The following is a 24,654-nucleotide window of genomic DNA, read 5'->3' on the forward strand; positions in this document are numbered from 1 at the left end:
GGGGTTCAGGCGCTCACCAGCTCGCGCATCTCCGAAGCAGGCGCCGCGTCTCGAACAGCACGGTCAGCCGCCAGCAGAACGATCAGTGCGGCGGCGGCCATCGCGCCACCGACCCACAGCGTCGAGGTGTAGCCAAGACCTGCGGTGATCGTCAGGCCGCCGAGCCAGGCGCCGATGGCGTTGCCGACGTTGAATGCAGCGATATTCGAGCCGGAAGACAGGGTCGGGGCGTCACCGGCGAAGTGCATGATGCGCATTTGCAGACCCCGCACCGTCGAGAACCCGAACGCGCCCATGAGCACGAGCGCGATGAGGCCCGGCGCCTTCGACTCAGCCACCGGCGCGAAGGCGATCATGACGATCGCGAGTGCGCCGAGAGCAAACGTGAGGGTGCGACTGACGGACCGGTCGGCCTCCTTGCCGCCCAGGTAGTTGCCGGCGAAGAGCCCGACACCGAAGAGCACGAGCAGCCACGGGACGGTGGCCGACGTCAGTCCGGCGAGCATCAAGGCGATCGCCCCTGCCTTCTTGGCCGGTTCGACAAGATTGGCCGCGACCACCGAGCCGATGCCGAAGAAGGCGCCGTGGGTGAGGGCCGAAAGCACGCGTCCGAGCATCATCACTTCGTACGTCGGCGCAATGGCTGAGAGCAGATTGCCCGCAATGAAGAGCACCATGAGCGCGGTGAGCACCTTCTCGCGGTCGTAGCGCGTCACGGCCGCGGTGAGCCCGATCGCGCCGACCGCGACGCTCAGCGCGTAGCCGGAGATCAGCCACCCGGCGGTGGCTTCGTCAACCGCGAAGTCGTCGGCGACTTCCGGCAGGAGGCCGGCGATGACGAACTCGGTGAGTCCGATGCCGAAGCCACCGATGGCGAGCGCGAGAGCCGTTCCAAATCCTTCCATCTGCGCATATAGCGCGTGTGCAACTAACTGCGTACGCCGGGCGTACTAGTTGCATGCGCGTGTTATTGCAAGTGCGCTGTTTGCTCATCAGGTCACATGGAACTGGAGGATTCACCCGTGGGGATCGCTGACGACGCCGTTGAAGTGCGGGCGCAGGGCTGGCGCACGCTCGCCGCATTACACGGATTGATCGAGACGACCCTGGAGCGCGCACTGACCAGCGAGCACCAGTTGTCGGTGGTGGAGTCTCGGTGCTGGACGCCCTGTCTCGTCAGGACGGCTGGCACATGCGGATGAGCCAATCGGCCCGCGCTGCAGCACTGTCCAGCAGTGCGACCACCCGCCTGGTCAACCGACTCGAAGACCGTGGCCTGCTCACCCGCATCCTGTGCGCGGACGACCGCCGGGGTATCTACACCGAGCTGACCCCGGCGGGTCGGGCCCTGTTGAAGAAGGCGCGTCCGACACACGACCGCGTGCTGGAAGAGTCGCTCGACACGGCTTGTGAAACACCGGAGTTGGCGGCATTGGTGGACGCGCTGCACAAACTTCCCGCCACGAGCTGAAGTCTGACACCGACGGATCGCGAGCCTAGGCAGTCGCGCATTTCACCAGGTTTCGACGCGCCTGTTCGTGGCTCACCCAAGCACCTCAACCACCAGAAATCTGGGGGCTTTCCGCTGCGGTGATCGCCCGCCTTGCCAGCTTCTTCACACGGCGCTTCTTGCGACGCTCGGGAATCATCGACCGCATCTCGTCCACCTTGCCGAAGCACAGCAGTCGGTCCTCGGCCTCGAGGATCTTCCCCGGACGCGGGCTCGGGGTGACAGCGGTGCCGCGGTGCAAAGTCAGCACGGTGATGTCGCGCTCGGGCAAGCCGGAGTCGCGCAGCGACTTGCCGACCATGTCGGAGCCGGCGTGCACCTGGAGTTCGGCGACGCCGTAACCGGTCGAGACGGCCAGACGTTGCCGCACATCGATCTCGGGGAAGTCGACCTGATCGGCGATGTAATCGATGATGGCGCCCGCCACGTCGAGGCGGGTGGCGGTCTCAATGCCCTGCAGTCCCGGCGAGGAGTTGACCTCCATCACCAGCGGGCCGTCCTTGCCCTCGAGCATGTCAACACCGGCCACGCGCAGGCCCATGATCTGCGCTGATCGCACCGCGACCTGCTCGTACTCGGGGGTCAGTTCGACCGCCTCGACACTGCCCCCGCGGTGCACGTTCGACCGGAACTCATCGCCTTGGGCTGACCGCCGCATCGCCGCGACCACGCGGTCGCCCACCACGAGCGCCCGGATGTCGCGGCCCTTGCTCTCCTTCACGAACGACTGGATCAGCACGTTCTGCGAGGTCGACTGCAGCGTCTCGATGATCGCTTCGGCGACGTTGACCTCCGGCGCCAGAATCACCCCGATGCCCTGCGTTCCCTCCAGCAATTTAATGACGACCGGCGCCCCGCCGACCTGCTCGATCGCGCCGCGCACATCAGCGCGATTGCGGACGAAGAACGTGGCCGGCATGCCGATGTTGTGGCGCGACAGGATCTGGGTGGCGCGCAGTTTGTCGCGGCTGTTGGCGATGCCGTTCGCGGTGTTGGGCGTGTAGACGTCCATCTGCTCGAACTGGCGCACCACGGCGGTGCCGAAGTAGGTGATGGACGCACCGATGCGCGGCAATACCGCGTCGTATGTTGACAATTGGCGTCCGCGGAACTGCAGGTCGGGCTCCTCGGTCGACAGGTCGATACCGAACCGGAGCGTGTTGAGCACCTTCACGTCGTGACCGCGTTCGAGGGCGGCGGTTCGCAAGCGTTGGGTGGAGTAGGCACGCGGCGCACGGGACAGGATCGCGAGTTTCACGTGGGCACGATGCCACACTGTGCGGGTGCCAGCGCGAAGCGAGTCCACCCTCACCGTCGGGTGGCGGGAGTGGGTCTCCCTTCCCGACCTTGGCGTCGACTGGATGAAGGCAAAGCTCGACACCGGAGCGCGCACCTCCTCCATCCACGCCTACGACGTGGAGAAGTTCGAGCGGGACGGCGAGCGCTGGGTGCGTTTCGACATCCGGCCGTGGCAGAAGTCGACCGATGACATCGTCTCGGCACAGTTGCCGGTGCACGACGAGCGCGACATCCGCAGTTCAAACGGCCAACTCCAACGACGTCTCGTGGTGTCGACCAACCTGTCGATCGCCGGGCGACGGATCCCGACGGAGTTCACCCTCACTGACCGCGACGAGATGGGCTTCCGGATGCTGGTCGGTCGAGAAGCCCTGCGCCAGGGCTTCCTCGTCGACTCCGGAGCGTCCTACTGCGGCGGACGTCCCCCCCTTGCCACGCGTCGTCGCAACCGAGGACGCGCATGAAGCGCGAGTCGTTCGCGATCGGCAACGTGCGGGTGCGGGCGGGCTCCACGCAGTCGACCGAACTCCCCATCACCCGCCTGGTCACCGGCGCCGAGATCTCGTTGCCGATCCGCGTGGTCCACGGCAAGTTCGACGGCCCGGTGGTCTGGGTCAACGCCGCCATCCACGGTGATGAAGTGGTGGGCGTCGAAGTTATCCGTGAAGTGCTGGCGACGTTGTCTCCCAAGGCTTTTCACGGCACGCTCATCGCGGTGCCGATCGTCAACGTCCACGGATTCCTGGCCGGAGACCGCTACCTGCCCGACCGGCGCGATCTCAACCGCAGCTTCCCCGGCTCAGCGCGCGGGTCACTCGCCGGACGGATCGCGCACCTGTTCCTGCAGGAGGTCGTGGCCAAGTGCGAGGTGGGCATCGACCTGCACACCGGGGCTGACCAGCGCACCAACCTGCCGCAGATCCGCGCCGACCTGGACGACCCGCGCACCCGCGAGCTCACCGAAGCCTTCGCGGCACCGGTCATGCTCCACTCCGAGATCCGGGACGGCTCACTACGCCACGTCGCCGGCGAACGCGGGGCACGCGTCCTGCTCTACGAAGCGGGCGAATCCCGGCGCTTCGACGACTGGGCCATCGACGCCGGTGTGATCGGCGTGCGCCGGGTGCTGGCCGCGCTGGGCATGATCGAAGCCTTCGAGAACCAGCCCGTCGAGCCGTCCGTCGAATGCCGAGGCAGCGGCTGGGTGCGCGCCCGTCGCACCGGCATCCTGCGCCTCGACGCCCACCTCGGCCAACGGGTCACCCACGGCGAGCGACTCGGCGCGCTCTACGACTCGTTCGGCAAGACGCTGCGCGCGGTCTACGCCGATCGCGACGGCGTCATCATCGGCCATACCAACGCGCCGCTGGTCAACTCCGGTGACGCACTCGTGCACATCGCGTCCGTAGTTGCCTGACCCTCAGCATCGAGTGGCCGGGCTATGAACTGGTGGCCGGGGTGTAGCCCGGCCACTCGTTCACAGTCCGGCCACTCGGCGAAGAGCGAGTCACTCGCGTACGCGGCCTCGTCGAAGGGGACGTCCTTGAAGGTCCAGCCGCCGTGCGGGTGCTCTCCGCCTCCCGGTGCCTCGACGACTCCGTCAGCGGACACGAATTCGGTGACGATGAGTTGGCGCACTACTTCTCCTTGATCTCAGGTTTCACGGCGTCCGGGGCGGGCGATCGATGCCTCGCCGTCTGGCGCACGTGCCCGGTCATCGGTATAGACCCTCCCGCGCGCCGAAACTCATCGCTGTTCGGCGAACAAACCGTAGATCTGCCCGCGGAGTGGTTAAGACTGTGCGGCTCTGGTCAGATGGCACGACGAAGGAACCCGGGCGACGAGGAGACGCAGATGAGTAGATCTGAGACCTTGGTGCTGATGCTCTGCCTCTCGGCATCGAACGCAATCGTCGCGGTCGCCCTGGGATGGACGACCTCCGCAGCTGCCGACGGACGCTTGAAGCTCAACACGATCGCCGGCATCCGCACTGCTCGGACGATGCGCTTGCCTGCCGGCTGGCGGGCCGGTCACGCGGCGGCTTGGCCCCGCGTCCGCATGCTGGTGGCGACCACCATTGCCTGCACCGGGATGGCGTGGTTGCTGTTCCTCGCCGACCAGCTGATCGCTGCAGTCGTCTTCGTCGCAGCTCCCAGCGTGCTCGTGGTGCTCACGGCCTGGCCGATCGCGCGCATCGCCGGTGATGCAGCCGACGCCGCGAACGAGTGAAGGCTGCGGTCAGTGGGTGAGCTTGAGCCCGATCACGCAACCGACGATGCCGGCCAGGAAGAGCACCTTCAGCGCTGAGACCGGCTCCTCACCCGTGGCCATCGCATAGGCGACCGTGAGCACGGCGCCGATGCCGACCCAGACTGCGTAGGCGGTGCCGACCGGGAGATCCTTCATCGCGACGGCGAGCCCGACCATGCTGGCGAGGCAGGCGACGACGAAAACGGCGGTGGGAACGGGGCGGCTGAAGCCTTCGGACTTGCCCAACGCGGTGGCCCAGACGGCCTCCAACATGCCGGAGACGACCAGAACGATCCATGCCATGACGATCACCCTTCATGGGCCGTCTTGTCGCTGACCGGGTACGGCACCCCTCGTCCGGGACCTTGTTGAAAGGCTCTGTTTCGAAGGTCTCACATGCCGATTCCCCGGGCAAGTCCAAACCATCAGGGCGCGACTAGTGCGCCGAACGCCGCCCGGTCGTGGACGCGAAACCCAGCCAGGTGTGCTGGTTGCCAGCCCAGCACCAGCCGACCTTCACCGCTCCCTTGCGCTCGCGCCCGTCCCGACCGGTACCGCCGCTGATCCACAGAGCGGGAGTGCGGGCGTCCAATTTCTTACCTTTCTGCTTGCGCGAACCGATGCACATGAAGCAGTGATTCGGTTGCAGCACTGCAGGATCAGCGAGCAACCAGCTGATTCCCTCACTGATGGTGAGCGGAGAGCGACCACGAGAGATGAGCTCCGGGAGGGATTCATCCGGCGACCAGTTGCGCAGGTCGTCGCCGCGATCGAGGCCGGTGATGCGGTACATCGGCGCCTCCGGCACCTCCACGCTCGACAGCGGCACGAAGTCTTCGAGATCGGTCAGGTCTTCCACCACGAAGCCTGGCTTGCCACCGTGCAGCAGCAACGGCGCCAGCCGGCTCGGCGCGATGAATGTCGCGCTCACCACGAGCACACCCGGGCCGGACGGCGCCAACTCGCGAAAGCGTTCGGCGGTCACCCCGGCCATGTCCGGCAGCCCCAGTTCCACCAAATGTTCGACGTCCTGCATCACTGCTCCCTTCGCCGAGAGTGCTCAACGCGGGCCGTTCCGGATGCGTTCCGCCGGCTCGGACGAACGCGCCACTTCACGTCCGGAACCGGACGCTTCGCATCTACGTTGTGTGGACGACGGCCGCCCGCCGTCGCGGCACGTATCCTGATGCGGTCAGCCCGCCCCTCGACGAAGAGACCATGGACGACCAACCCCCGCATACCGGCCCCACCCCTGCTCACCTTGCTGAGGCCGACCGATGAGCATTGTGCTCTCGCTCCTGGCCGGCGTCGTGATCGTCGGGCTCATCACCGTCGCGACCGCATACTTCGTCGCGCAGGAATTCGCCTACATGGCGGTCGACCGGTCGAAGCTGACCGCCGCCGCACAAGGCGGTGACGACGAGGCCGAACGCGCGTTGGGCATCACGCGCCGCACCAGCTTCATGCTTTCCGGCGCCCAACTCGGCATCACCGTCACCGGACTGCTGGTCGGTTATGTCGCCGAACCGCTCATCGGTGTGGCGCTCGGCGAGGTCGGCGCCGGCCTCGGCCTGTCGATGGGTATCGCTCTGGCGGTGGGCAGCGTGCTCGCACTGCTGTTCTCCACCTTCGTCCAGATGCTCTTCGGTGAGCTCTTTCCCAAGAACTACGCCATCGCCAGGGCCGACCAGATGTCGCGCCGCCTGTCGCGTTCGACACAGATCTACCTGACCATCTTCGGTCCGGTGATCTGGGTCTTCGACAAGGCCGCCGAGATCTTCCTGCGGATGCTGAAGATCGAGCCTGTGCACGACGTCGAGCACTCCGCCACCGCGATCGACCTAGAACACGTGGTGCAGGAGTCGCGCGACCGCGGCGACCTCTCCCCCGAACTTTCCACCGTGCTCGACCGCATCCTCGACTTCCCTCGTCAGGACGTCGAGCACGCGATGATGCCGCGAGCGCGGGTCGACGTCGTACGTGACACCGCGACCATCGGTGAAGTGCGCGAACTCATGGCCACCGGCCACACCCGCTACCCCGTGCTGGACGACGAGGAGCACATCCTCGGCGTGGTGCACCTGGTGGACGTGCTGGGCGATGTCGACCTGGCCGACCCGGTGACGGTCATCGCGCGTCCGCCGCTGGTGCTGGCCGCACTCATGGACCTGCCCGACGCCCTCGAGCAGATGGACGACGACCGGGAGGTGCTGGCCTGTGTCGTGGACGAATACGGCGGCTTCGCCGGCATCCTGACGATGGAAGATCTCGCCGAGGAAATCGTCGGCGAACTCACTGACGAGCACGACCCGGACGACGAGTCGTACGTGCCCGTGCCGGACGACGGCATTTGGGTGATGGGCGGCGATGTGCACATCGACGAGATCGAGCGTTCGCTGCAGGTCGACCTGCCCGAAGGTGATTACGAGACGGTTGCTGGTCTGGTGATCGACGCCCATGGGTCGCTGCCGGAGGAAGGCGAAGTGGTCGACATCGAATTGCCGATCGACCCGGCCGATCTCGCCGAAGACGAGGAGCCCGAGCCGCAGATCCTGCGGGCCGAGGTGCTGGAGGTGGAGCGTTACGTGCCCACGCGCGTCCGGCTCACCCTTCCCGAAACTGATGCCGTCACGTCCGAGGCCGCCGAGGAGGAGCAGCGATGAGCACTCCTGTCGTCCTGGTGGTCACGACCCTGATCATCGTGCTGAGCGCCTTCTTCGTGGCGACCGAGTTCTCCCTCATGGCCGCCCGCCGTCACCGGCTGGAGGAGATGGCCGGCAACTCCCGTTCTGCTCGGGCCGCCCTGCGCAGTTCGGGTGAACTCACGCTGCTGCTGGCCGGTTCGCAGTTGGGCATCACGATGTGCACCCTCGCGCTCGGTGCCATCACCAAACCGGCAGTGCACCACTGGCTGATGCCGGTGCTGGAATCGACGGGTGCGCCACGCACCGTCGCCGACGTCGCATCGTTCATCCTTGCGCTGATCATCGTCACCTTCCTGCACCTGGTGATCGGTGAAATGGCACCGAAGTCATGGGCCATCGCTCACCCGGAACTCTCGGCAACGGTGCTCGCCATCCTGATGCGCGGCTTCATGTGGCTCACCCGGCCCGTGCTGCGCGTGCTCAACGAAGCCGCGAACCGGCTCGTGCGCAAATTCGGGGTGGAGCCGGTCGACGAACTCACCATCGCCGGCGATCCGCAAGCTCTACGTGCGCTGGTCGAACACTCGGCGAATGTGGGCGCACTCGAACTCGGTTACCACGCGTCCATCACCCGGGCTCTCGTGCTGGAAGAGCTCACCGTCGGCGACCTGCTGAAGAAGGGCGACCAGATCACCGCCGTCGCTGGCTCGGCCACGGTGCGGGACGTGCAGGAAGCCACCCGCCGCAGCGGTCACCTCCGTGTGGTGCTGCGCGACGGGGAGGCGGTGCGCGGATATGTGCACGTGCGCGACACCCTCGCCGGCTTCGACCTCGACGATTTCGCCGGACATCTGGCGCGGCCTGTGGTCGAACTGCCCCGCAGCACCCCGTTGCACGAGGCGATCGCTCGGATGCAGGAGACCAGCACTCAGCTGGCCACCGTGCGCAACGGCGAGAAGCTGCTGGGTGTCGTCACGCTTACCGACATTGTGCCGAGCCTGCTGCCGCGCGGCGTGGAGTCGCATGACTGAGGCTCGGGGTGGCCCGCGCGCCTGAACGCCCTCGATGACGAGAAGGGTTCGCCGGTGTTCTCGGCTATGCCGAGCGCTTCGTCGCGGAGTCGGCGAGGGCTTTGATCCGCTCGGGCACGGGATCACCGGTGGCCTTACTCGCGGTGACGAAAACCTTGGCGGCAGCGATCTGGTTAGCCCGGGAGACCGTGCGACGACCTGAAGCTCCGTTGCGGGCTGCTGAGACCTTCGGTTCCGGCTTCGACATCACTGACGCTCCTCACTGTCTGACATCAAGTGTGGGCAAACGTCCGCGCCAGCAGATCTACTTGCCGTAGAGGGCGGCGATCTGGTCGGCGTACTTCTCCTCGACCACGTGACGCTTGATCTTCATCGTGGCGGTGAGTTCGCCGGTCTCCTCGGTGAAGTCGTGCGGCAGGACAACGAACTTCCGGATGCCTTCGGCCTTGGACACCATCGCGCTCGCCTCGTCCACCGCCACCTGGATCTCGGCGAGCAACTGCGGATCGTCGATGAGGTTGTCGGTCGACTTGTCATTGGCCTTGGCCCAATTCGCCACGCCCTCTTCGTCGAGGGTGACCAGTGCAGCTACGAAGGGCCGGCCCTCGCCGACGAGCATCGCGTGACCGATCACCTCGTGCGAGCGCAGTTGCTCCTCCATGGGGCCGGGCACGATGTTCTTGCCGCCGGCAGTCACCAGGATTTCCTTGGCGCGGCCGGTGATGCGCAGGTAGCCGTCGGCGTCCAGCGCACCGAGGTCGCCGGTCTTGAACCAGCCGTCGTCGAAGGCGTCCTGCGTGGCCTGTTCGTTGTCCCAGTAGCGGGTGAAGACGACCGGACCCTTGAGTTCGATCTCACCGTTGTCGGCGATGCGAACCCCGTTGCCCGAGACCGGACGGCCGACGGTGCCGATGCGCTGGCAGCCCGGGCCGTTGACGGTGATCGCGGCGCAGGTTTCGGTGAGGCCGTACCCCTCGTAGGCCGGAACGCCGATCCCGCGGAAGAAGTGGCTGAGGGTCTCGCCGAGAGCACCACCACCGGTGATCGCCGTACCGCAGCGACCGCCCATCGCGGCGCGCACCTTGCTGAAGACCAGCTTGTCGAAAAGCTTGTGCTCGGCGCGCAAGCGCAGGCTCGGCTTGACCGCGTCGTCCAGCCCGTCGTTGCCCTGCGCCTTGCTCCACTCGATGGCCACACGCTCAGCCCGGCGGAAGATCTCGGCCTTGACCGGACCTCCGGCGATCGCCTTCGCACGCACCCCGCCGTGCACCTTCTCCAACACCCGCGGCACGCACAGGATCATGTCGGGCTTGAACGACTCGAACTTGTCGATGATCGTCTTGAAGTCGCCCCAGAATCCGACCGTGGCGCCGCCTTCGTAGGCGGCGTAGGTGACGGCCCGGGCCAGGACGTGCGCCAGCGGCAGGAACATCAGGGTGCGGCGGCCGACCTTGGCCACCGACACACCCACCGGGTGCACGAGCACACCGCGGGCCTCGGCAAGCAAGTTGCCGTGCGTGATGACGCAGCCCTTCGGGCGTCCCGTGGTGCCGGAGGTGTAGATCAAGGACGCCGGTGAGTCGATGGTGAGCGCGGCGAGGCGTTCGTCGACCACTTCGTCACCGAGGTCGACGCCGCGGCGGCGCAGGATGCCCACGGCACCCTCGTCGATCATCATCAGCTCGGCATCGTGCAGGTCGGCGGCCACCAGTGCGTCGGCGGCGATCTCGTTCTCCACCAGGAGAATTCGCGCAGCGGAGTTCTGGACGATCCATTCCACCTGGGCGGGGGCGGACGACGGGTAGATCGGCACGGTGGCGCCACCGGCGGCCCAGATGGCGGCGTCCAGCAGGATCCACTCGTACCGGGTGTTGGCCATGAGCGCGACCCGATCGCCCAACTCGACACCGGAGGCGATGAAGCCCTTGGCGACAGCTTTCACCTCGGCCAGGAAACGCTCGGCAGTGATCGGCAGCCACTGGCCGTGCTCGAAACGCTCGAAGCTGATGTGCTGCGGACGCTCAGCCGCGCGCCGCCATGGAAGGCGCGCCAGGATGCCGTCGTCGTCGAGCGTGAACTCCTGCTCGACCGTGTATTCCTTCAGCGCGCTGCTGGTGTTGGCCATCTCGTTCTCCCCCGATTGCGGCCCGTTGGTGACCGCGAAACGCTACCAACCGAGAAGCCCGACGCGCATACGCGCCTGCTCGTCGTGGGGCCCGGGCCCGCACAAACCGGACGCATATCGCACGTTCTCGACGCGGAAAACGTGCGATATGCGTCCGGTTTGTGGGTGTTCAGGCGACGCGCGGCAGGTGTCAGCGCGCGTCCGCGGCGGTGTTTTCCAGCACGACAGCGAGGCCCTGACCGACGCCGATACAGATGGCCGCCACTCCCCAGCGCTTGCCATCGGCTCGCAGTGCACGGGCGAGGGTGCCGACGATGCGTGCGCCGGAAGCGCCCAGCGGGTGACCGATGGCGATGGCGCCGCCGCGGGTGTTGACGATCTGCGGGTCGATGTCCCAGGCGTCCACACAGGCCAGCGACTGGGCGGCGAAGGCCTCGTTGAGTTCGACCAGACCGACGTCCGACCAGCTGATCCCAGCCTTGGCGAGCGCACGGTTCGCCGCTTCGACAGGAGCGAACCCGAAGAACTGTGGCTCGTTGGCTGCAGCCCCGCGTCCGGCAATCCGGGCCAGCGGCTGCAGCCCGGTCAGCTCGGCCGCTCGCTCCGACCCGACGAGCACCGCGCTCGCACCGTCGTTCAGCGGCGAGGCGTTGCCCGCGGTGACCGTGCCGCCCTCCTGGCGGAAGACCGTCTTCAACCCGGCCAGCTTCTCCGCGGTGCTGTCGGCCCGGATCGACTCGTCACGCGACAGGCCGACGCCCGGCACCCCGACGATCTGGTCGTCGTAGAAGCCGTCGTCCCATGCCTTCGCCGCGAGTTGGTGGGAGCGGGCGGCAAATTCGTCCTGCCGCTCGCGCGTCACGCCGTACTTCTCACGTAATTGCTCGGTGGCCTCACCGAGGGAGACGGTCCACTCCGGACGCATCTTGTTGTTGCCCAGCCGCCAGCCCAAGGTGGTGGAGACGAGTTCCATGTTGCCGACCTGGAAGGGCTTCTCCGGCTTGGCCATCACAAGTGGCGCGCGGCTCATCGATTCCACGCCCCCGGCGATCACGACGTCGGCATCGCCCACCTCGACGGCCCGGGAAGCGAGCAACACGGCGTCCAGACTCGATCCGCAGAGCCGATTCACGGTGGATGCCGGAACGCCCACAGGGAGATCGGCGAGCAGCACCGCCATGCGCGCGACATTGCGGTTGTCCTCGCCGGCGCCGTTGGCATTGCCCAGGATCACCTCGTCGATCCGCGACGGATCGAGATCCATTGCCCGGCGGGTTTGTTCACCGACGACGAGCGCGGCCAAATCATCTGGACGAGTGCCGCTGAGCGCACCCCCGTAGCGGCCGAACGGCGTGCGGACGGCGTCATACGCGAACGAAGTGCTCATGGGCACGCTCCTATGCGGGCGAAGGGTCGACCTCCATTAGACCGCCCGACCAACAAATGCCTACCACCCGCTTCGGCTGCGTCCTTGAGCGTCCTGGCGTAGCAAGCCGCAAGGCTGTGAGTCCGGCGGCGTCAGGGCAAGGTCACCGGCGTACGATTTGGGCGGGAATCCGGCCCGCAACAAGGAGCATTCGTGAAGGACACCACTGGTCTCGGCATCGGCTACCGACTGCTATGGCGCTTGGAGTACGCCGGACTGACAATCTGGGGTCCGGCGCAGATGACCGGCCGCTCCGATCCGAAGAGTCGCCTTCGTCTGGAGCGCGCACGCAAGGTGCGCGATGCCCACGAGAAGCGCGGCACCGACGTGCCGGCCGAGGTGCAAGCGGTCATCGATCGCGACGGTGCACTTCCGCCCTTCCGCGAGCGTCGCTGACCCTCTGCGCCGACACCGCCACGCGACCCGACATAGGTCGCGAATTTTGTTGTGCATCAAAGGGGCAGCGTCTGTGGCGCACCGGTTGTGCGGGATACGAAGCGCTGATCCGGCACATGGCACCCGGAAGGGTGGTTTGATCGTCAAGTAGGCGTTTCATGGGTCAGGCCCGGGTACAAATCGTCTATGTTCGCTCCGTTGTAGGCGGGCCAGGCCCACGAGGTCGACCCCTGCCCAAAAGCTCCATCCAGATCCAACGGAAGCACTTTCAATGACCGGCCGTCCCATCCGACTGGCGCTGGTGAACGACTACGAAATCGTCGTCGCCGGATTCGCTGGCGTCCTGCGTCCCTATTCGGACCGCGTGGAGGTGGTCGAACTAGACGTCGACGGCGGTGCCGATGAGAACGGCGACCCCGTCGACATTGCGGTCTTCGACACCTTCGCCTCGCCGCTCGACCCCACCGTCGAGTTCGCCACCCTGTTGGCCAATCCCCGTATCGGCAAGGTCGTGGCCTATTCGTTCAACGAGGACGAGTCGGCTGTGCGCGACACCATGGCCGCCGGCGTGCACGGCTACATCTCCAAGGCGGTGCCCACCGAACGGCTGGTCGACGCACTCGAGCGGATCGCCGGCGGCGAATGGGTGGTCGAACTCGCTGCCCCCAGCGAGCCCACCATGTCGGCCTGGCCCGGCCAGCGCGAGGGCCTGACCGCACGCGAGGCCGAGATCGTCGGGCTCATAGCGCAGGGGCTGTCGAACGAAGAGATCGCTCGGCTCTGCTACATCTCCATCAACACCGTCAAGAGCTACATCCGCGCCGCCTACCGCAAGGCCGGCGTGAGCACCCGCGCGCAGGCCGTGGCATGGGCTCTACGCCATGGCTTCTCGGCCGAACCGAGCCGGCCGTCCCGCGACTGAAAAGTAACGCCGCGTCTCGTCGAAGGAATACGGCGCAATACGACGGATGAGGCATGATCCTTTGCAGGTATCAACCCGCAGGAGCTGCTCATCAACACCCGCCTTCAGCTGCGCCGTCCCCTCCTGACAGCGCGCGCTCGTCTTCGTCGTCCCGGTCGCGGCCTCATCGCCGCTCTGATCGCGCTCGTCCTGCTGCTCGGCGTCGGGACGTTCTTCCTCACCCGGGGTGATTCCACCGACGTCAAGCGCACCGACCAGGTGCTGCCCACGTCCGGCGCGCGCATCGACACCTCGTGGTTCACCGACGGGTCGGCCTCGGCCAAGCGTCCGGTGGTGCTGCTGGGTCACGGCTTCGGCGGGTCGAAGCATGACATGACCAGCGAGGCGCACACCCTCGTCGCTGCTGGGTACGACGTGCTCACGTGGTCGGCCCGCGGCTTCGGTCGCTCCACCGGGAAGATCGGGCTGAACAGCCCCACGTCTGAGGTCGCCGATGTTTCGAAGTTGATCGACTGGGTAGCCAAACAGCCTGGGGTGCAACTGGATTCGGCAGGTGACCCACGCGTCGGCATGGCCGGGGCGTCGTACGGCGGGGCCATCGCGTTGCTCGCGGCCGCCAATGACAAGCGGGTGGACGCGATCGCGCCGCAGATCACCTACTGGAACCTCGCCGAGGCGCTCGTGCCGAATGGCGTCTACAAGAAGTTGTGGACCGGGGTCTTCTTCAGCTCCGGCGGCGGCTGCGCGAAGTTCGAGCCCGACCTGTGCGCGGCCTACACGCGCATCGCCGAGTCGGGGAAGGCGAGCGCACAAGACCTGGCGGTGCTCACCGCGCGTAGCCCCTCGACCGTCGGCGACCGCATCAAAGTGCCAACACTCTTCTTCCAGGGGCAGAGCGACTCGCTCTTCCCGCTCGGGCAGGCAGACGCCGCGGTGAAGCAGATCAAGGCCAACGGTGCGCCGGTCGATCTCGACTGGATCGCCGGCGGTCACGACGGCGGCAACCCCGAGGCCGAGCGCATCAGCAAGCGCACCACGGCGTGGTTCGACCGTTACCTCAAGCGCGAGACGGGCATCGCCACCGGCACCGCTTTCCGAGTCACCCGCACCGCGGGCGTCAACACCGAGGACGGCAGCGCGCTGCTGGTCGGCGCCGACGGCAAGAGCTACCCGGGGCTGCTCGGCAACTCATCGCAGAAATTCACGTTGAACGGCCCGGCGCAGTCGTTCACCAACCCGCCCGGTGGCCAGCCCGCTGACGTGACCGCGATCCCCGGCACCGGCGCCCTCTCGAACGCGTCGAGTTTCGGGTTCGACCTGTCGCTGAACTTTCCTGGTCAGTCGGCGTGGTTCCAGACCGCGCCCCTCACCGAAGCGGTGCGCCTCACCGGAACTCCCAAGGTGCGCCTGAAGGTGGCCTCACCCACCGGTGAAGCGGTGCTCTTCGCCAAGTTGTACGACGTCGGCACCGGACGCTCGCAGCCTGTGCTGCCCTCGCGTCTGACCACCCCGATCCGGGTGGCGACTCCCGGCGGGAAGGAGACCGAGGTCGACGTCACCTTGCCTGCGGTCGACCACAATTTCGCCCGCGGCAATCGGATGCGCCTGGTGGTGTCATCGACCGACATGGGTTACGCGACGCCGGCCAAGGCGACGAACTACCGCGTCGCCGTCGCCGGTCAGCTCACGATTCCGCAGGTCTCCGGCCTGAAGACCAAGCCCGATCCGCTGCCCACCTGGGTGTGGTTGCTGCCGCTGCTCGCCGTGATCGGCGCCGCCGCGCTGCTGCTGACCCGCCCGCGCCGGGTGACCCGCGAGTTCGATGCGGATCTGGCCGACGTCCCGCTGCAGATCTCCGGCCTGACCAAGGCCTACGAGGGCACCGACCGTCGCAGTGTCGACGACCTCAGCTTCACCGTCGAGCGCGGACAGGTGCTGGGTCTGCTCGGCCCGAACGGCGCTGGCAAGACCTCGTCGCTGCGCATGTTGATGGGCCTGACGCTGCCCGACGCCGGTGTCATCCGCGTGTTCGGTCACCACATCGAGCCCGGCGCCGAGGTGCTCGGTCGGATCGGTTCGTTCGTCGAAGGCCCGGGACTGCTACCGCACCTGTCAGGACGCCAGAACCTAGACCTCTACTGGCGCGCGACCGGACGTCCGGCGTCCGATTCGCACGTGGAGGAGGCGCTGGAGATCGCGGCGCTCACCGACGAGGCGCTCGACCGTCCGACCCGCACCTACTCCCAGGGCATGCGGCAACGGTTGGCAATCGCGCAGGCGATGCTCGGGCTGCCCGACATCCTCGTGCTTGACGAGCCGACCAACGGCCTCGACCCGGGCCAGATCCGCGAGATGCGCCAGGTCATGTCGGCCTATGCCGCCGGCGGTCGCACCGTGATTGTCTCGAGCCACCTGTTGGGCGAGGTGCAGCTGTTCTGCACCCACCTGGTCGTCATGAACAAGGGCCGGCTCGTCCGCGCCGGAAGCGTCGAAGAACTCGTGGGCGACGGACGCCTGGAAGAGATCTTCCTGCGCATGGTCGCCGAAGGAGCAGCAGAATGAGCGTCCACCAGCCTGTGACGAATTCCGAAGTGCCGCAAAGCGATTCGGGGGCGGCGAAGTTTCCGGTGCGGGTCGAGATCGTGCGCCAGCTCAAGCGGCGCCGGACGATGGTCATCTTCGGCCTCCTGGTCGCGCTGCCGGTCGTCGTGCTCATCGCCCTGCAGATCGGCGACCCGAGCAGCGGTGGCGCCGGTAGCGAGCAGGGCGGATACATGTCGCCGCTCGACGTCGCCAAGGAGTCGGGCGCCAACTTCACCGCCGCGATGCTCTTCCTGTCGGCGGGTTTCTTCCTGGTGATCCCGATCGCGCTCTTCTTCGGCGACAGCATCGCCAGTGAGGCCAGTTGGTCGACGCTGCGCTACCTGCTGGCCGCGCCGGTGCCGCGCACCCGGCTGCTGTTGGTGAAGATCGCGGTGGCCTTTTTGTTCTCATTCTTCGCGATCGTGCTGCTCGCGAGCGTCAGCCTGTTGATCGGCACACTCGCCTACGGCACCGGTCCGCTCAGCCTGCCCACCAGCGCCCCACTGTCGTTCGAGGCTGCCACCGGCCGGTTTGCGATGGTGACGGTGTTCATCCTCATTTCGCAGCTGACCACCGCAGGTCTGGCGCTGTGGCTATCAACCCGCACCGACGCGCCGCTGGGTGCCGTCGGCGGGGCGATGGGTCTGCAGATCATCGGCAGCATCCTCGACCAGGTGACCGCCCTCGGCGGCCTGCGCGAACTGCTCCCGGCCCACTGGGACTACGCGTGGTACGACCTGCTGCAGCCCACCATCAACTGGACCGGCATGGCCAAGGGCGCCGCGGTGTCGTTCTCCTTCGGGTTGCTCCTTTTCGCGTGGGCGATCCGCCGGTTCGGCAGCAAGGACGTCGTCTCCTGACGACTGCCCGCGGAACACCCGTCGTTCCTTCCCACGCACAAACCGGACGCAAAACACACGTTTTCAGCCCGAAAGCGTGTGTTTTGCGTCCGGTTTGTGCAGGACAGGCCGGGTCGGCGCCACGCAAACGCAGCGCGTGATCGACACGTTCGATCGGACGCTGCGCCCGGGAACACCTCGCGATGTGATGAGGTTTGACTCTGCAGTAACCATCCACCAGAGGTAAGTGACATGAACCGACCCGCCACCCGCATCCTGCGCGCGGGCATGGCAACGCCCGGCCGCGCCGCACTCGGCACGAGCATCGCCGGCGGCGCGCTGTCCGCGCTCTCGGGCGCCCCGCACCACCTGGGCCACCTCTTCCGCGGACGCTTCCCGACGGTGGCGGTCACCGGAATGACGGGCGTGGGCAAGACCCGCCTCGCCGACCGGCTCGCTCGGCGCACCACTCCCGAGGGGAGTGCGGACGTCGGTTCGGCTGTGATGGAGAACCGCACGCGGCGCTCGGCCAAGGGGCGTGGCTTCCGGTTCCGCGTCGTTCCCGGCGACAACGCCGCCACCCGCCTCGGCGCGCTCGACCAGGTGTTCCACGACGAGCCGGTCGACGGCGTGATCCACGTCGTCGCCTTCGGGCACGCCACCCCGCGCCGCACGGCCGGCACCTCGGGCACGGCGTCCGCCACCCGCGAGGAGCAGCTCGCTGCCGAACTCGAGGACTGGTCGATCACCGCCCACCGCATCGCCGCCATGGCCGTGCGCCGCGGCAAGCCGGTCTGGCTGGTCATCGCGGTGACCAAGACCGATCTCTTCGCTGATCAGATCGCCGACGCCGTCGAGTACTACTCCCCCGGCAGCGGTTCACCCTTCGCCGCGAAGCTGGACGAACTGCGCTCGCTGGCCGGAGGCGCCCGACTGTCGATCGACGTCCTGCCCGTGACGGCCGAGGGTGACAAGAAGCTGATCGCTGCCTTGGAGACCCGCCTGGCCCAGCTCAGCGGACACGTCTGAACCGCCGTGTGGGAGGTGACGACCACCTCGCACGACAACCTGTTGCGGATGCTGCGCCACGTGACCGCCGCGCTCACCGCATCCGTCGACGACCGCCCCTGATCACCCGCCCGGGAGAGAACTCGGTTGGTTGAACGTTCCACCGACCGAGACCCCGAAAGGACGCCATGACCAAGAGCACTGACAATCGCACCGGACGCGAGCGCCTCGCGGAAGCCCGGGCCGCCGAGGCACGCGCCGCGCGCAACAAGAAGGTGGGCCTCATCGCCGCCATCGCCGTCGCGGTCGCCGCCGTCGGAGGAGGTGTGGCCTGGCTGGCCACCTCAGGGCAGGACGAACCGGTGAACGCCGCAGGAGCCGATGGCGCGAAGGTGATCAACTCGCCGGTCAAGGGTGTCTACACCTGGAAGAACCTCGGGCGCGAGCATGTCGCTGGTGATCCGAAGTTCGCGATGACCCCACCGGCCGGCGGCGACCACAACGCTGCCTGGGCCAACTGCGGCATCTACGACAAGGAGCTGCCGAACAAGTACGCCGTGCACTCCCTCGAGCACGGCGCGGTGTGGATCACCACCAATGACAAGGCCAGTGCCGGTGACGTCACCGCGCTGAAGAAGTTGGCCAACCAGGACTTCATCCTGATGTCCAAGTACAAGAGACAAGCGTCCCCGATCACGCTGACCGCCTGGGGACACCAACTCCGCGTCGACAAGGCCTCCGACCCTCGGGTGGCCCAGTTCATCAAGGCCTACAAGCAGGGCCCGCAGACTCCAGAGCCCGGCGCTGCCTGCACCGGCGCCTATGACCCCAACACCGGCGCCATCGGTGGAACGCACTGATCCGTCAGTGAGTCGTCCGTAGATCCGATGGCCGTGACCGATCCCGACACCGCCCCACAGCAGCCGCTCAGCTGGAACGAGGCCAAGAAGCCCTTCCTGGTCTCCGTGGCGGCGGCTGTGGCGCTCGTGCTCGCAGTGCTCGGCGGCGCGTGGCTGGGCTCGCCTCGCCATCCGGGCGACGGCAGTGTGGACGCCGGATTCGCCCGCGACATGTCGGCCCATCACGCGCAGGCCGTCTCGATGTCGATGACGATCCGCACCAGATCGAGTGCCACCGACATCCGCACCCTCGCCTACGACATTGCCACCACCCAGGAGAACCAGCGCGGCCAGATGATGGCCTGGCTACAGACCTGGGGCCTGCCGCAGGCGCTGCACGGTCAGCCGATGGATTGGATGAAGAAGACCGGACACCAGCACGCGGGCCTGCCCAAGGGCGAGATGCTGCTGCCGGACGGCCGCATGCCGGGCATGGCCTCCCCGGCCGAACTGCGGCAGTTGTCTTCAGCCACAGGCAAACCCGCTGAAGTGCTCTTCCTGCGGCTGATGATCGTCCACCACAAGTCGGGCATCGAGATGGCCCAGGTCGCCCAGACCTACGCCTCCGACCCGCTCGTGGTGCGGCTCGCCGGCACGATGGTCAAGGGTCAGCAGTCGGAGATCAACCTGATGAACTCCATGCTTAAGAGCCGCGGCGGAGCACCGATCACCTGAGCCCTGTCGGGTTTCGACACCGGCTCCTTCGTACCTCAGGAGCCGGGCTCAACGAACGAAAATTCGGATGGTTGAGTCCACGCGAGGAACGAGCGTGGTGCCCCGAAACCCGGCGCAGCCGGTAACGGCGTCATGCTGGAGCCCATGCAGTCCAGCGCACTCCTCATCGGTTGCGGCGACCTCGGCGCACGCATCGGGCTCGACCTTGCGGCGCGCGGGGCCACGGTGAGCGCGGTGCGCCGCAACGCCTCGTTGGTGCCCGCGCCCATCACCGGCATCAGCGCCGATCTCACCGATACCTCGTGTGACCTTCCACCCCTGGACGCCGACCTGCTGGTCATCAGCCTCACCGCCGCCGGGCGCGACGCGGACGGCTACCGGCGCACCTACCTGGAGGGCATGCAACGCGCGCTCGACACTTTGCGTCGTCCGCCGCAGCGGGCCGTGCTGGTGTCGTCGACTGCGGTCTTCGGCGACCAAGAAGGCTGGGTGGACGAATCCACCGAGCCCAAACCGACCCGACCGACCGCAGAGGTGCTGCTCGAGGCCGAGCACGCATTTCACGCCGCCCTGCCGCACGGCACCATCGCCCGCCTGAGCGGGCTCTACGGCAACCGCCTGCCGCGAGCGGCGCAGCAGGTGCGCGACGGCGACAACCCCAACCCGCAGGCATGGACCAATCGGGTGCACCGCACGGACGCCGCCCGTGCCGTCGTCCACCTGCTCACCCAGCCTGAACATCCCGCGCCGTTGTACGTTGTGAGCGACGACGAGCCCTGTGCCGCAGGTGAATTGAGATCTTTCGTCGCTGGCGAAATCGGCCTGCCCTGGCCGCCGACCGGACCGGAGCGCCACGGAAAGCGTCTGCGCAACCGCCTGCTGCGCGAGACCGGGTTCGAGTTCAGCTATCCCGATTACCGCCAGGGCTATCGCGCGGCGCTCCAGGAGTTCGGCAGTTAGCCGAACGAACTGCTCGGACCGTGCGAACCAGCCGCCGAGACGTCGTCGGCTTGGGTAAGTGTCAGCTCGAGACTCCCGCGTTGAGCTGACGCTCAATCCGCGCTCGGACGTCCGCGATGAACCTTCAGCGCAGACCGTCGCTTCTTGGCGTCCAACCGGCGCTGCTGCGAGCCACGGGTGCGCTTTGTCGGCCGACGCGTGGGCGGGTCGGGTGCCAAGGCCTCGCGCAACATGGCAGCGAGGCGATCCCTCGCCGCGGAACGGTTGCGCAATTGCGATCGGTGCTCAGAGGCGGTCACGACCAACCGACCGTCCACCAATCGCTCCGCGAGCGCAGCGAGCACCCGCGCCCGCTGCGCGTCGGTGAGTGAACTACTGTCGTCCGGCGCGAAGCGAAGCTCCACCCGGCTGTCGGCAGTGTTCACGCCCTGACCGCCGGGCCCGGACGAGCGACTGAACTGCTCGTGCAACTCACCGGCGGCGATCACCAGGCCTTTCGGTATGCCCGGGCCCGGCGGCACGCTCAGGTCACCGGTCGGAGCGCTCATCCGCCTGGTCCAACGCCTTGCGAACCGCCTTGACCGACGGGTTTACCAGCCCGCGGTCACCGATCACGACGGTCGGCACGGTCTCGTTGCCGTTCGCGAAGCCGCGCACGATTTCGGCAGCGTCCAGGTCTTCCCAGATGTTCACTTCGCGCAAGTGGATGTCGGCCTCACGCAGACCCTGACGCAGACGCGCGCAGAAACCGCAGCCGGGTCGCCAATAGAGAGTGCCTTGCTGCTGCGTCACGGATCGTCCTTTGTTCGGTGCTCCCAGTGTGGATCATGTATGTGTCGTTGACTGCGACCGTCGCACGTCCGGCGACGTGGAGCGCGCCCGGCGCTCCCGGTGAGCAGGGCCTTGAGCGAGTCGGACGCGTGACTATTACCACATCCGCATTCGGAATAGGTGATTGCCGGAGATAACGAATCGCCAATCGGTGTTTTCGGGGCTACTCTGGTCGACGCTCTGCACACATGCAGCGCCATCCCTCATTCATTCACGCGAGGATCTCAATGTCTTCTGCTGCTCCTGCTGCACCGGAGTACCCCGACGAGATCGACGGCACCGTTCTGAAGATCGCAGGTGTCGTCGTCCTCGGCGCCATCATGTCGATCCTCGACATCACCGTCGTGAACGTCGCGCTGCCCGATCTGCAGACCACCTTCACCGGTGCTGACAACCCGCTGGCCTACTCCACCGTCGCGTGGACCGTCACGGCGTACACGCTTGCGCTGGCGACGGTGATCCCGCTGACCGGTTGGGCTGCCGACCGGTTCGGCACCAAGCGCCTCTACATGTTGGCGATCGCGCTCTTCACCATCGGCTCCGTGCTGTGTGCGTTGGCGAACAGCATCAACATGCTCATCCTCTTCCGCGTGTTGCAGGGCCTGGGTGGCGGTCTGTTGATGCCGCTGGGCATGACGATCATGACCCGGGCTGCTGGCCCGAAGCGCATGGGTCGCCTCATGGCGATCCTCGGTGTGCCGATGCTCCTCGGCCCCATCCTGGGCCCGATCCTGGGTGGTTGGCTGATCGACCACTACAGCTGGCACTGGATCTTCCTGATCAACCTGCCGCTGGGTATCGCTGCGCTGGCATACGCCGCGTGGGCCCTTCCGTCCGACAAGCCGGAGCCCACCGAGTCGTTCGACATGATCGGCATGCTCATGATGAGCCCGGGCCTCGCGCTGTTCCTGTACGGCATCTCCTCCATCCCGGAGGAAGGCACTTTCTTCTCGGCCAAGGTGATCGGCTTCGGCACGGTCGGCCTGCTGCTGCTGGTCGCCTTCGTGCTCTACAGCTTCAAGCCGGAGCACCCCCTGCTCGACCTGCGGTTGTTCTCCAACCGTCAGTTGACGGTCGCGACGATCACGATGTTCATCTTCGCGGCAGCCTTCTTCGGCGGTCTGCTGCTGGTGCCAACCTACTTCCAGCAGGTGCGTGGTGAGTCGCCGTTCAGCGCTGGTCTGCTCGTTGCTCCGCAGGGCGTCGGCGCCATGCTGACCATGCCGATCGCCGGCGCACTGGCCGACAAGATCCCGGTCGGACGCATCGTCCCCTTCGGTCTGCTGGCCATCATCGGCGGCATGTTCGCCATGACCCAGGTCGACGGCTCCACCTCGTACTGGGGCTACATCATTCCGGTGCTGTTCATCATGGGCCTTGGCATGGGCGCCACGATGATGCCGATCATGACCTCGGCCATCAAGACGCTCACCGCCCACCAGGTGGCCCGCGGCTCGACGCTGCTCAACATCACCCAGCAGATCGCGTCCTCGATCGGTGTCGCGATCATGTCGGTGGTGCTCACCAACGGCATGAAGAACGACAAGCTGATCTCGCAGGCCGGTGCGTTCGGGGAGGCCACCAAGGGCATGAACGACCCCGCCCAGATCCAGGCGGTGCTGCCGAAGTTCCCCGAGGTTGCAAACGTCCTGGCCACCGCCAAGGACCCGGCGACCGCGCAGCAGACGCTGATGGACGCCGTCAGCCAGGCGATGGGCACCGTCTTCGGCAACACCTTCTGGGTGGCCGCGATCCTGGTCTCGCTCACGCTGATCCCGGCACTGATGATGCCGCGCAAGCACGAGGAGTCGAACTTCGCGGACGACGCCAGCACCGACGGCGCTGCGCCGATCTTGATGCACTGATTGATCGCAGCTTCGTCGCTACGCGAAACGGCGCCCACGACTTCAGGTCGTGGGCGCCGCTTCTTTGTACGCGCTTCTTCGCCGGACGAGCGCTCTGGCCGCCGGAGCCCGCGAACACTTCGCGGCAGGATGGACTCATGATCACTGCGCCGCGCACCGACGACGAGGTGCCCGCCTACCTGAGCCGGTTGGGCATTCCGGGGCTGGCGGACGTCCACGTGCACTTCATGCCGGATGCCGTCCTGAACAAGGTGTGGAACTACTTCGACCACGCCGACACCAACTACGGCCTGACCTGGCCGATCACCTACCGGCTGCCCGAGGCCGACCGCATCGAACGGTTGCGCGCGCTCGGTGTCCAGCGGATCGTCAGCCTCAACTACGCGCACAAAGCTGGCATGGCGAAGTGGCTGAACGAATGGAACGCGCAGTTCGCGGCCCGGGTCGCCGGAGCGGTGCACAGCGCCACCTTCTACCCCGAGCCCGGCGTTGCCGACTACGTCGAGCACGCGCTGGACGCCGGTGCCCGTATCTGGAAGGTGCACGTGTCGGTGGGAGGGTTCACTCCCGAAGACCCGCTGCTGGAAGCAGCCTGGCGGCTGATCGACCAGGCCGGCACCCCGGTGGTCATCCATGCCGGATCAGGGCCGCTGGCCGGGGAGTTCACTGGTCCGGAGCCGGTGCGACGGCTGCTCGAGCGTCACCCGCGTCTGCCGTTGGTGATCGCGCACCTGGGCATGCCGGAGTACGACGCCTTCGCAGATCTTGCGCAGCAGTACGAGCGGGTGCATCTCGACACCACGATGGTCGCGACCGACTTCACCGAGCGCATCGCACCGATGCCGCCGGGTTACGTCGATCGGCTCGGCGCACTCGTCGACAAAGTGGTGCTGGGCAGCGACTTCCCGAACATTCCGTACGCGTACGCGCATCAGATCGAGGCGTTGGCGCGGCTCGGGTTGGGCGATGAGTGGATGCGGAAGGTGCTGTGGCACAACGGGATGCACCTGCTCGACTGGTGATTTTCCTCAGCCCGGGCGACGAACAATGCCGGTGGATCAGCTGGCGAGCACCTCGACCGCTTCATGCCGCGGGGCCCGGCCGGTCACCGTGATCCACGGGCGGTGGCCGTACCGGAAAGTGCTCAGGAAGGCATCGCCGTCGACATAGTCGAGGTATTCGAAACGTCCCTGCAGATCGATCTTGACGATGCGGAAGTCGCCTTCCCCTGCGCGGACGAAGGTGTAGGAGCGGCCGTCGACCGTCACGTCGCGCGATTCAGCCAACTTCGCCAGACGTCGCTTGAAGGTGGGCTGGTGGGCCCACCCGATCATCGGGTGCTGCTGCTCCCACGCAAACCCGAGCGACACCCAGTTCAGGCTCGGATGCC

At 66.8% G+C, this 24,654-nt stretch carries 25 protein-coding genes, 1 pseudogene and 1 riboswitch; of the genes and pseudogenes, 16 read left to right on the forward strand and 10 right to left on the reverse strand.

Annotation, left to right across the window (positions count from 1 at the left end; genetic code table 11):
• Nucleotides 1-5 precede the first annotated feature (5 nt).
• A complete protein-coding gene (locus J5M86_RS13870; protein WP_188058892.1) occupies nucleotides 6-905 on the reverse strand; it encodes an MFS transporter in 900 nt (299 codons plus the stop codon).
• 117 nt (nucleotides 906-1,022) lie between these two features.
• Between J5M86_RS13870 and J5M86_RS13875 the strand changes: the two are divergent.
• Nucleotides 1,023-1,471: pseudogene (locus J5M86_RS13875) on the forward strand (MarR family winged helix-turn-helix transcriptional regulator).
• 85 nt (nucleotides 1,472-1,556) lie between these two features.
• Here the strand turns inward: J5M86_RS13875 and J5M86_RS13880 are convergent.
• Nucleotides 1,557-2,768 (reverse strand): RimK family alpha-L-glutamate ligase, encoded by a 1,212-nt coding sequence (locus tag J5M86_RS13880; protein WP_188058891.1) that lies wholly within the window; start codon nucleotides 2,766-2,768, stop codon nucleotides 1,557-1,559.
• Between the two features lie 25 nt (nucleotides 2,769-2,793).
• Here J5M86_RS13880 and J5M86_RS13885 point away from each other — a divergent pair, with 25 nt between their 5' ends.
• The 3 genes from J5M86_RS13885 to J5M86_RS13895 all read left to right on the forward strand — a co-directional run bounded on the left by J5M86_RS13885 (nucleotide 2,794) and on the right by J5M86_RS13895 (nucleotide 5,038).
• Nucleotides 2,794-3,273: an ATP-dependent zinc protease gene (locus J5M86_RS13885; RefSeq protein ID WP_188058890.1), complete on the forward strand. Its 480-nt coding sequence runs from the start codon at nucleotides 2,794-2,796 to the stop codon at nucleotides 3,271-3,273.
• On the forward strand, nucleotides 3,270-4,226 hold the full coding sequence (locus tag J5M86_RS13890) for a succinylglutamate desuccinylase/aspartoacylase family protein (protein ID WP_188058889.1): 957 nt from the start codon (nucleotides 3,270-3,272) through the stop codon (nucleotides 4,224-4,226). The genes J5M86_RS13885 and J5M86_RS13890 overlap by 4 nt, the downstream gene beginning before the upstream one ends.
• A 437-nt stretch (nucleotides 4,227-4,663) precedes the next feature.
• Nucleotides 4,664-5,038 carry a hypothetical protein gene (locus J5M86_RS13895; RefSeq protein ID WP_188058888.1) on the forward strand — a complete coding sequence of 125 codons (375 nt, stop codon included), beginning with the start codon at nucleotides 4,664-4,666 and terminating at the stop codon, nucleotides 5,036-5,038.
• A gap of 9 nt (nucleotides 5,039-5,047) precedes the next feature.
• Here J5M86_RS13895 and J5M86_RS13900 read toward each other — a convergent pair whose 3' ends face one another.
• Both J5M86_RS13900 and J5M86_RS13905 read right to left on the reverse strand, forming a co-directional pair.
• On the reverse strand, nucleotides 5,048-5,362 hold the full coding sequence (locus J5M86_RS13900; RefSeq protein WP_188058887.1) for a multidrug efflux SMR transporter: 315 nt from the start codon (nucleotides 5,360-5,362) through the stop codon (nucleotides 5,048-5,050).
• 13 nt (nucleotides 5,363-5,375) lie between these two features.
• A riboswitch (guanidine-III (ykkC-III) riboswitch) is annotated at nucleotides 5,376-5,441 on the reverse strand.
• Between the two features lie 54 nt (nucleotides 5,442-5,495).
• Nucleotides 5,496-6,095: a DUF5701 family protein gene (locus J5M86_RS13905; protein WP_188058886.1), complete on the reverse strand. Its 600-nt coding sequence runs from the start codon at nucleotides 6,093-6,095 to the stop codon at nucleotides 5,496-5,498.
• A gap of 241 nt (nucleotides 6,096-6,336) precedes the next feature.
• Here J5M86_RS13905 and J5M86_RS13910 point away from each other — a divergent pair, with 241 nt between their 5' ends.
• Nucleotides 6,337-7,722 carry a hemolysin family protein gene (locus J5M86_RS13910; RefSeq protein WP_188058885.1) on the forward strand — a complete coding sequence of 462 codons (1,386 nt, stop codon included), beginning with the start codon at nucleotides 6,337-6,339 and terminating at the stop codon, nucleotides 7,720-7,722.
• A complete protein-coding gene (locus J5M86_RS13915) occupies nucleotides 7,719-8,735 on the forward strand; it encodes a CNNM domain-containing protein (RefSeq protein WP_188058884.1) in 1,017 nt (338 codons plus the stop codon). Before J5M86_RS13910 ends, J5M86_RS13915 begins: the two co-directional genes overlap by 4 nt.
• 64 nt (nucleotides 8,736-8,799) lie before the next feature.
• On the opposite strand, the gene J5M86_RS13920 is transcribed toward J5M86_RS13915, so the two are convergent.
• From J5M86_RS13920 to J5M86_RS13930, 3 genes are all read right to left on the reverse strand, one after another.
• Entirely contained in the window at nucleotides 8,800-8,982 is a 183-nt protein-coding gene (locus tag J5M86_RS13920) for a hypothetical protein (protein ID WP_188058883.1), read from the reverse strand.
• Nucleotides 8,983-9,039: 57 nt separating this feature from the next.
• Nucleotides 9,040-10,860, reverse strand: a complete 1,821-nt coding sequence (locus J5M86_RS13925) for a long-chain fatty acid--CoA ligase (protein ID WP_208965043.1) — start codon at nucleotides 10,858-10,860, stop codon at nucleotides 9,040-9,042.
• A 190-nt stretch (nucleotides 10,861-11,050) separates the two neighbouring features.
• Nucleotides 11,051-12,247 (reverse strand): thiolase family protein, encoded by a 1,197-nt coding sequence (locus J5M86_RS13930; RefSeq protein ID WP_188058882.1) that lies wholly within the window; start codon nucleotides 12,245-12,247, stop codon nucleotides 11,051-11,053.
• Nucleotides 12,248-12,439: 192 nt separating this feature from the next.
• Here J5M86_RS13930 and J5M86_RS13935 point away from each other — a divergent pair, with 192 nt between their 5' ends.
• The 8 genes from J5M86_RS13935 (at nucleotide 12,440) to J5M86_RS13970 (ending at nucleotide 20,568) form a co-directional block, all read left to right on the forward strand.
• Complete coding sequence (locus J5M86_RS13935; protein WP_188058881.1) at nucleotides 12,440-12,682, forward strand: hypothetical protein; 243 nt, start codon at nucleotides 12,440-12,442, stop codon at nucleotides 12,680-12,682.
• 271 nt (nucleotides 12,683-12,953) lie between these two features.
• Entirely contained in the window at nucleotides 12,954-13,604 is a 651-nt protein-coding gene (locus J5M86_RS13940) for a response regulator transcription factor (protein WP_188058880.1), read from the forward strand.
• Nucleotides 13,605-13,862: 258 nt separating this feature from the next.
• Nucleotides 13,863-16,166 (forward strand): alpha/beta fold hydrolase, encoded by a 2,304-nt coding sequence (locus J5M86_RS13945; RefSeq protein WP_208965044.1) that lies wholly within the window; start codon nucleotides 13,863-13,865, stop codon nucleotides 16,164-16,166.
• Nucleotides 16,163-17,047: an ABC transporter permease gene (locus tag J5M86_RS13950; protein WP_188058879.1), complete on the forward strand. Its 885-nt coding sequence runs from the start codon at nucleotides 16,163-16,165 to the stop codon at nucleotides 17,045-17,047. Before J5M86_RS13945 ends, J5M86_RS13950 begins: the two co-directional genes overlap by 4 nt.
• 231 nt (nucleotides 17,048-17,278) lie before the next feature.
• Entirely contained in the window at nucleotides 17,279-18,055 is a 777-nt protein-coding gene (locus J5M86_RS13955) for a GTPase domain-containing protein (protein ID WP_188058878.1), read from the forward strand.
• 167 nt (nucleotides 18,056-18,222) lie between these two features.
• Entirely contained in the window at nucleotides 18,223-18,894 is a 672-nt protein-coding gene (locus tag J5M86_RS13960) for a DUF3105 domain-containing protein (RefSeq protein ID WP_188058877.1), read from the forward strand.
• Between the two features lie 33 nt (nucleotides 18,895-18,927).
• Complete coding sequence (locus J5M86_RS13965; protein WP_208965045.1) at nucleotides 18,928-19,608, forward strand: DUF305 domain-containing protein; 681 nt, start codon at nucleotides 18,928-18,930, stop codon at nucleotides 19,606-19,608.
• Between the two features lie 144 nt (nucleotides 19,609-19,752).
• Nucleotides 19,753-20,568 (forward strand): NAD-dependent epimerase/dehydratase family protein, encoded by an 816-nt coding sequence (locus tag J5M86_RS13970; RefSeq protein ID WP_188058875.1) that lies wholly within the window; start codon nucleotides 19,753-19,755, stop codon nucleotides 20,566-20,568.
• Nucleotides 20,569-20,660: 92 nt separating this feature from the next.
• Here J5M86_RS13970 and arfB read toward each other — a convergent pair whose 3' ends face one another.
• On the reverse strand, nucleotides 20,661-21,116 hold the full coding sequence (gene arfB, locus J5M86_RS13975; RefSeq protein ID WP_188058874.1) for an alternative ribosome rescue aminoacyl-tRNA hydrolase ArfB: 456 nt from the start codon (nucleotides 21,114-21,116) through the stop codon (nucleotides 20,661-20,663).
• The gene (locus tag J5M86_RS13980) at nucleotides 21,097-21,360 is read right to left on the reverse strand and encodes a glutaredoxin domain-containing protein (protein WP_188058873.1); all 264 of its coding nucleotides are present in this window, start codon (nucleotides 21,358-21,360) and stop codon (nucleotides 21,097-21,099) included. Before J5M86_RS13980 ends, arfB begins: the two co-directional genes overlap by 20 nt.
• A gap of 266 nt (nucleotides 21,361-21,626) precedes the next feature.
• On the opposite strand from J5M86_RS13980, the gene J5M86_RS13985 reads away from it, so the two are divergent.
• Both J5M86_RS13985 and J5M86_RS13990 read left to right on the forward strand, forming a co-directional pair.
• Nucleotides 21,627-23,264, forward strand: a complete 1,638-nt coding sequence (locus tag J5M86_RS13985) for a DHA2 family efflux MFS transporter permease subunit (RefSeq protein WP_188058872.1) — start codon at nucleotides 21,627-21,629, stop codon at nucleotides 23,262-23,264.
• A 137-nt stretch (nucleotides 23,265-23,401) separates the two neighbouring features.
• Nucleotides 23,402-24,286, forward strand: a complete 885-nt coding sequence (locus J5M86_RS13990; protein ID WP_188058871.1) for an amidohydrolase family protein — start codon at nucleotides 23,402-23,404, stop codon at nucleotides 24,284-24,286.
• 36 nt (nucleotides 24,287-24,322) lie between these two features.
• Here the strand turns inward: J5M86_RS13990 and J5M86_RS13995 are convergent, their stop codons facing one another.
• Complete coding sequence (locus tag J5M86_RS13995; protein WP_188058870.1) at nucleotides 24,323-24,634, reverse strand: hypothetical protein; 312 nt, start codon at nucleotides 24,632-24,634, stop codon at nucleotides 24,323-24,325.
• Between the last annotated feature and the right edge of the window lie 20 nt (nucleotides 24,635-24,654).

It is taken from the genome of Yimella sp. cx-51 (assembly GCF_017654605.1).
Taxonomy (GTDB): Bacteria; Actinomycetota; Actinomycetes; order Actinomycetales; family Dermatophilaceae; genus Yimella.

What these genes read in the sequence shown, in the direction of transcription:
- J5M86_RS13890 (WP_188058889.1), top strand. Translation starts at nt 3,270, where the DNA reads ATGAAGCGCGAGTCGTTCGCGATCGGCAACGTGCGGGTGCGGGCGGGC.
- J5M86_RS13905 (WP_188058886.1), bottom strand. Translation starts at nt 6,095, where the DNA reads ATGCAGGACGTCGAACATTTGGTGGAACTGGGGCTGCCGGACATGGCC.
- J5M86_RS13915 (WP_188058884.1), top strand. Translation starts at nt 7,719, where the DNA reads ATGAGCACTCCTGTCGTCCTGGTGGTCACGACCCTGATCATCGTGCTG.
- J5M86_RS13960 (WP_188058877.1), top strand. Translation starts at nt 18,223, where the DNA reads ATGACCAAGAGCACTGACAATCGCACCGGACGCGAGCGCCTCGCGGAA.
- J5M86_RS13990 (WP_188058871.1), top strand. Translation starts at nt 23,402, where the DNA reads ATGATCACTGCGCCGCGCACCGACGACGAGGTGCCCGCCTACCTGAGC.
- J5M86_RS13985 (WP_188058872.1), top strand. Translation starts at nt 21,627, where the DNA reads ATGTCTTCTGCTGCTCCTGCTGCACCGGAGTACCCCGACGAGATCGAC.
- arfB (WP_188058874.1), bottom strand. Translation starts at nt 21,116, where the DNA reads ATGAGCGCTCCGACCGGTGACCTGAGCGTGCCGCCGGGCCCGGGCATA.
- J5M86_RS13955 (WP_188058878.1), top strand. Translation starts at nt 17,279, where the DNA reads ATGAACCGACCCGCCACCCGCATCCTGCGCGCGGGCATGGCAACGCCC.
- J5M86_RS13920 (WP_188058883.1), bottom strand. Translation starts at nt 8,982, where the DNA reads ATGTCGAAGCCGGAACCGAAGGTCTCAGCAGCCCGCAACGGAGCTTCA.
- J5M86_RS13910 (WP_188058885.1), top strand. Translation starts at nt 6,337, where the DNA reads ATGAGCATTGTGCTCTCGCTCCTGGCCGGCGTCGTGATCGTCGGGCTC.
- J5M86_RS13925 (WP_208965043.1), bottom strand. Translation starts at nt 10,860, where the DNA reads ATGGCCAACACCAGCAGCGCGCTGAAGGAATACACGGTCGAGCAGGAG.
- J5M86_RS13940 (WP_188058880.1), top strand. Translation starts at nt 12,954, where the DNA reads ATGACCGGCCGTCCCATCCGACTGGCGCTGGTGAACGACTACGAAATC.
- J5M86_RS13895 (WP_188058888.1), top strand. Translation starts at nt 4,664, where the DNA reads ATGAGTAGATCTGAGACCTTGGTGCTGATGCTCTGCCTCTCGGCATCG.
- J5M86_RS13930 (WP_188058882.1), bottom strand. Translation starts at nt 12,247, where the DNA reads ATGAGCACTTCGTTCGCGTATGACGCCGTCCGCACGCCGTTCGGCCGC.
- J5M86_RS13870 (WP_188058892.1), bottom strand. Translation starts at nt 905, where the DNA reads ATGGAAGGATTTGGAACGGCTCTCGCGCTCGCCATCGGTGGCTTCGGC.
- J5M86_RS13900 (WP_188058887.1), bottom strand. Translation starts at nt 5,362, where the DNA reads ATGGCATGGATCGTTCTGGTCGTCTCCGGCATGTTGGAGGCCGTCTGG.
- J5M86_RS13950 (WP_188058879.1), top strand. Translation starts at nt 16,163, where the DNA reads ATGAGCGTCCACCAGCCTGTGACGAATTCCGAAGTGCCGCAAAGCGAT.
- J5M86_RS13970 (WP_188058875.1), top strand. Translation starts at nt 19,753, where the DNA reads ATGCAGTCCAGCGCACTCCTCATCGGTTGCGGCGACCTCGGCGCACGC.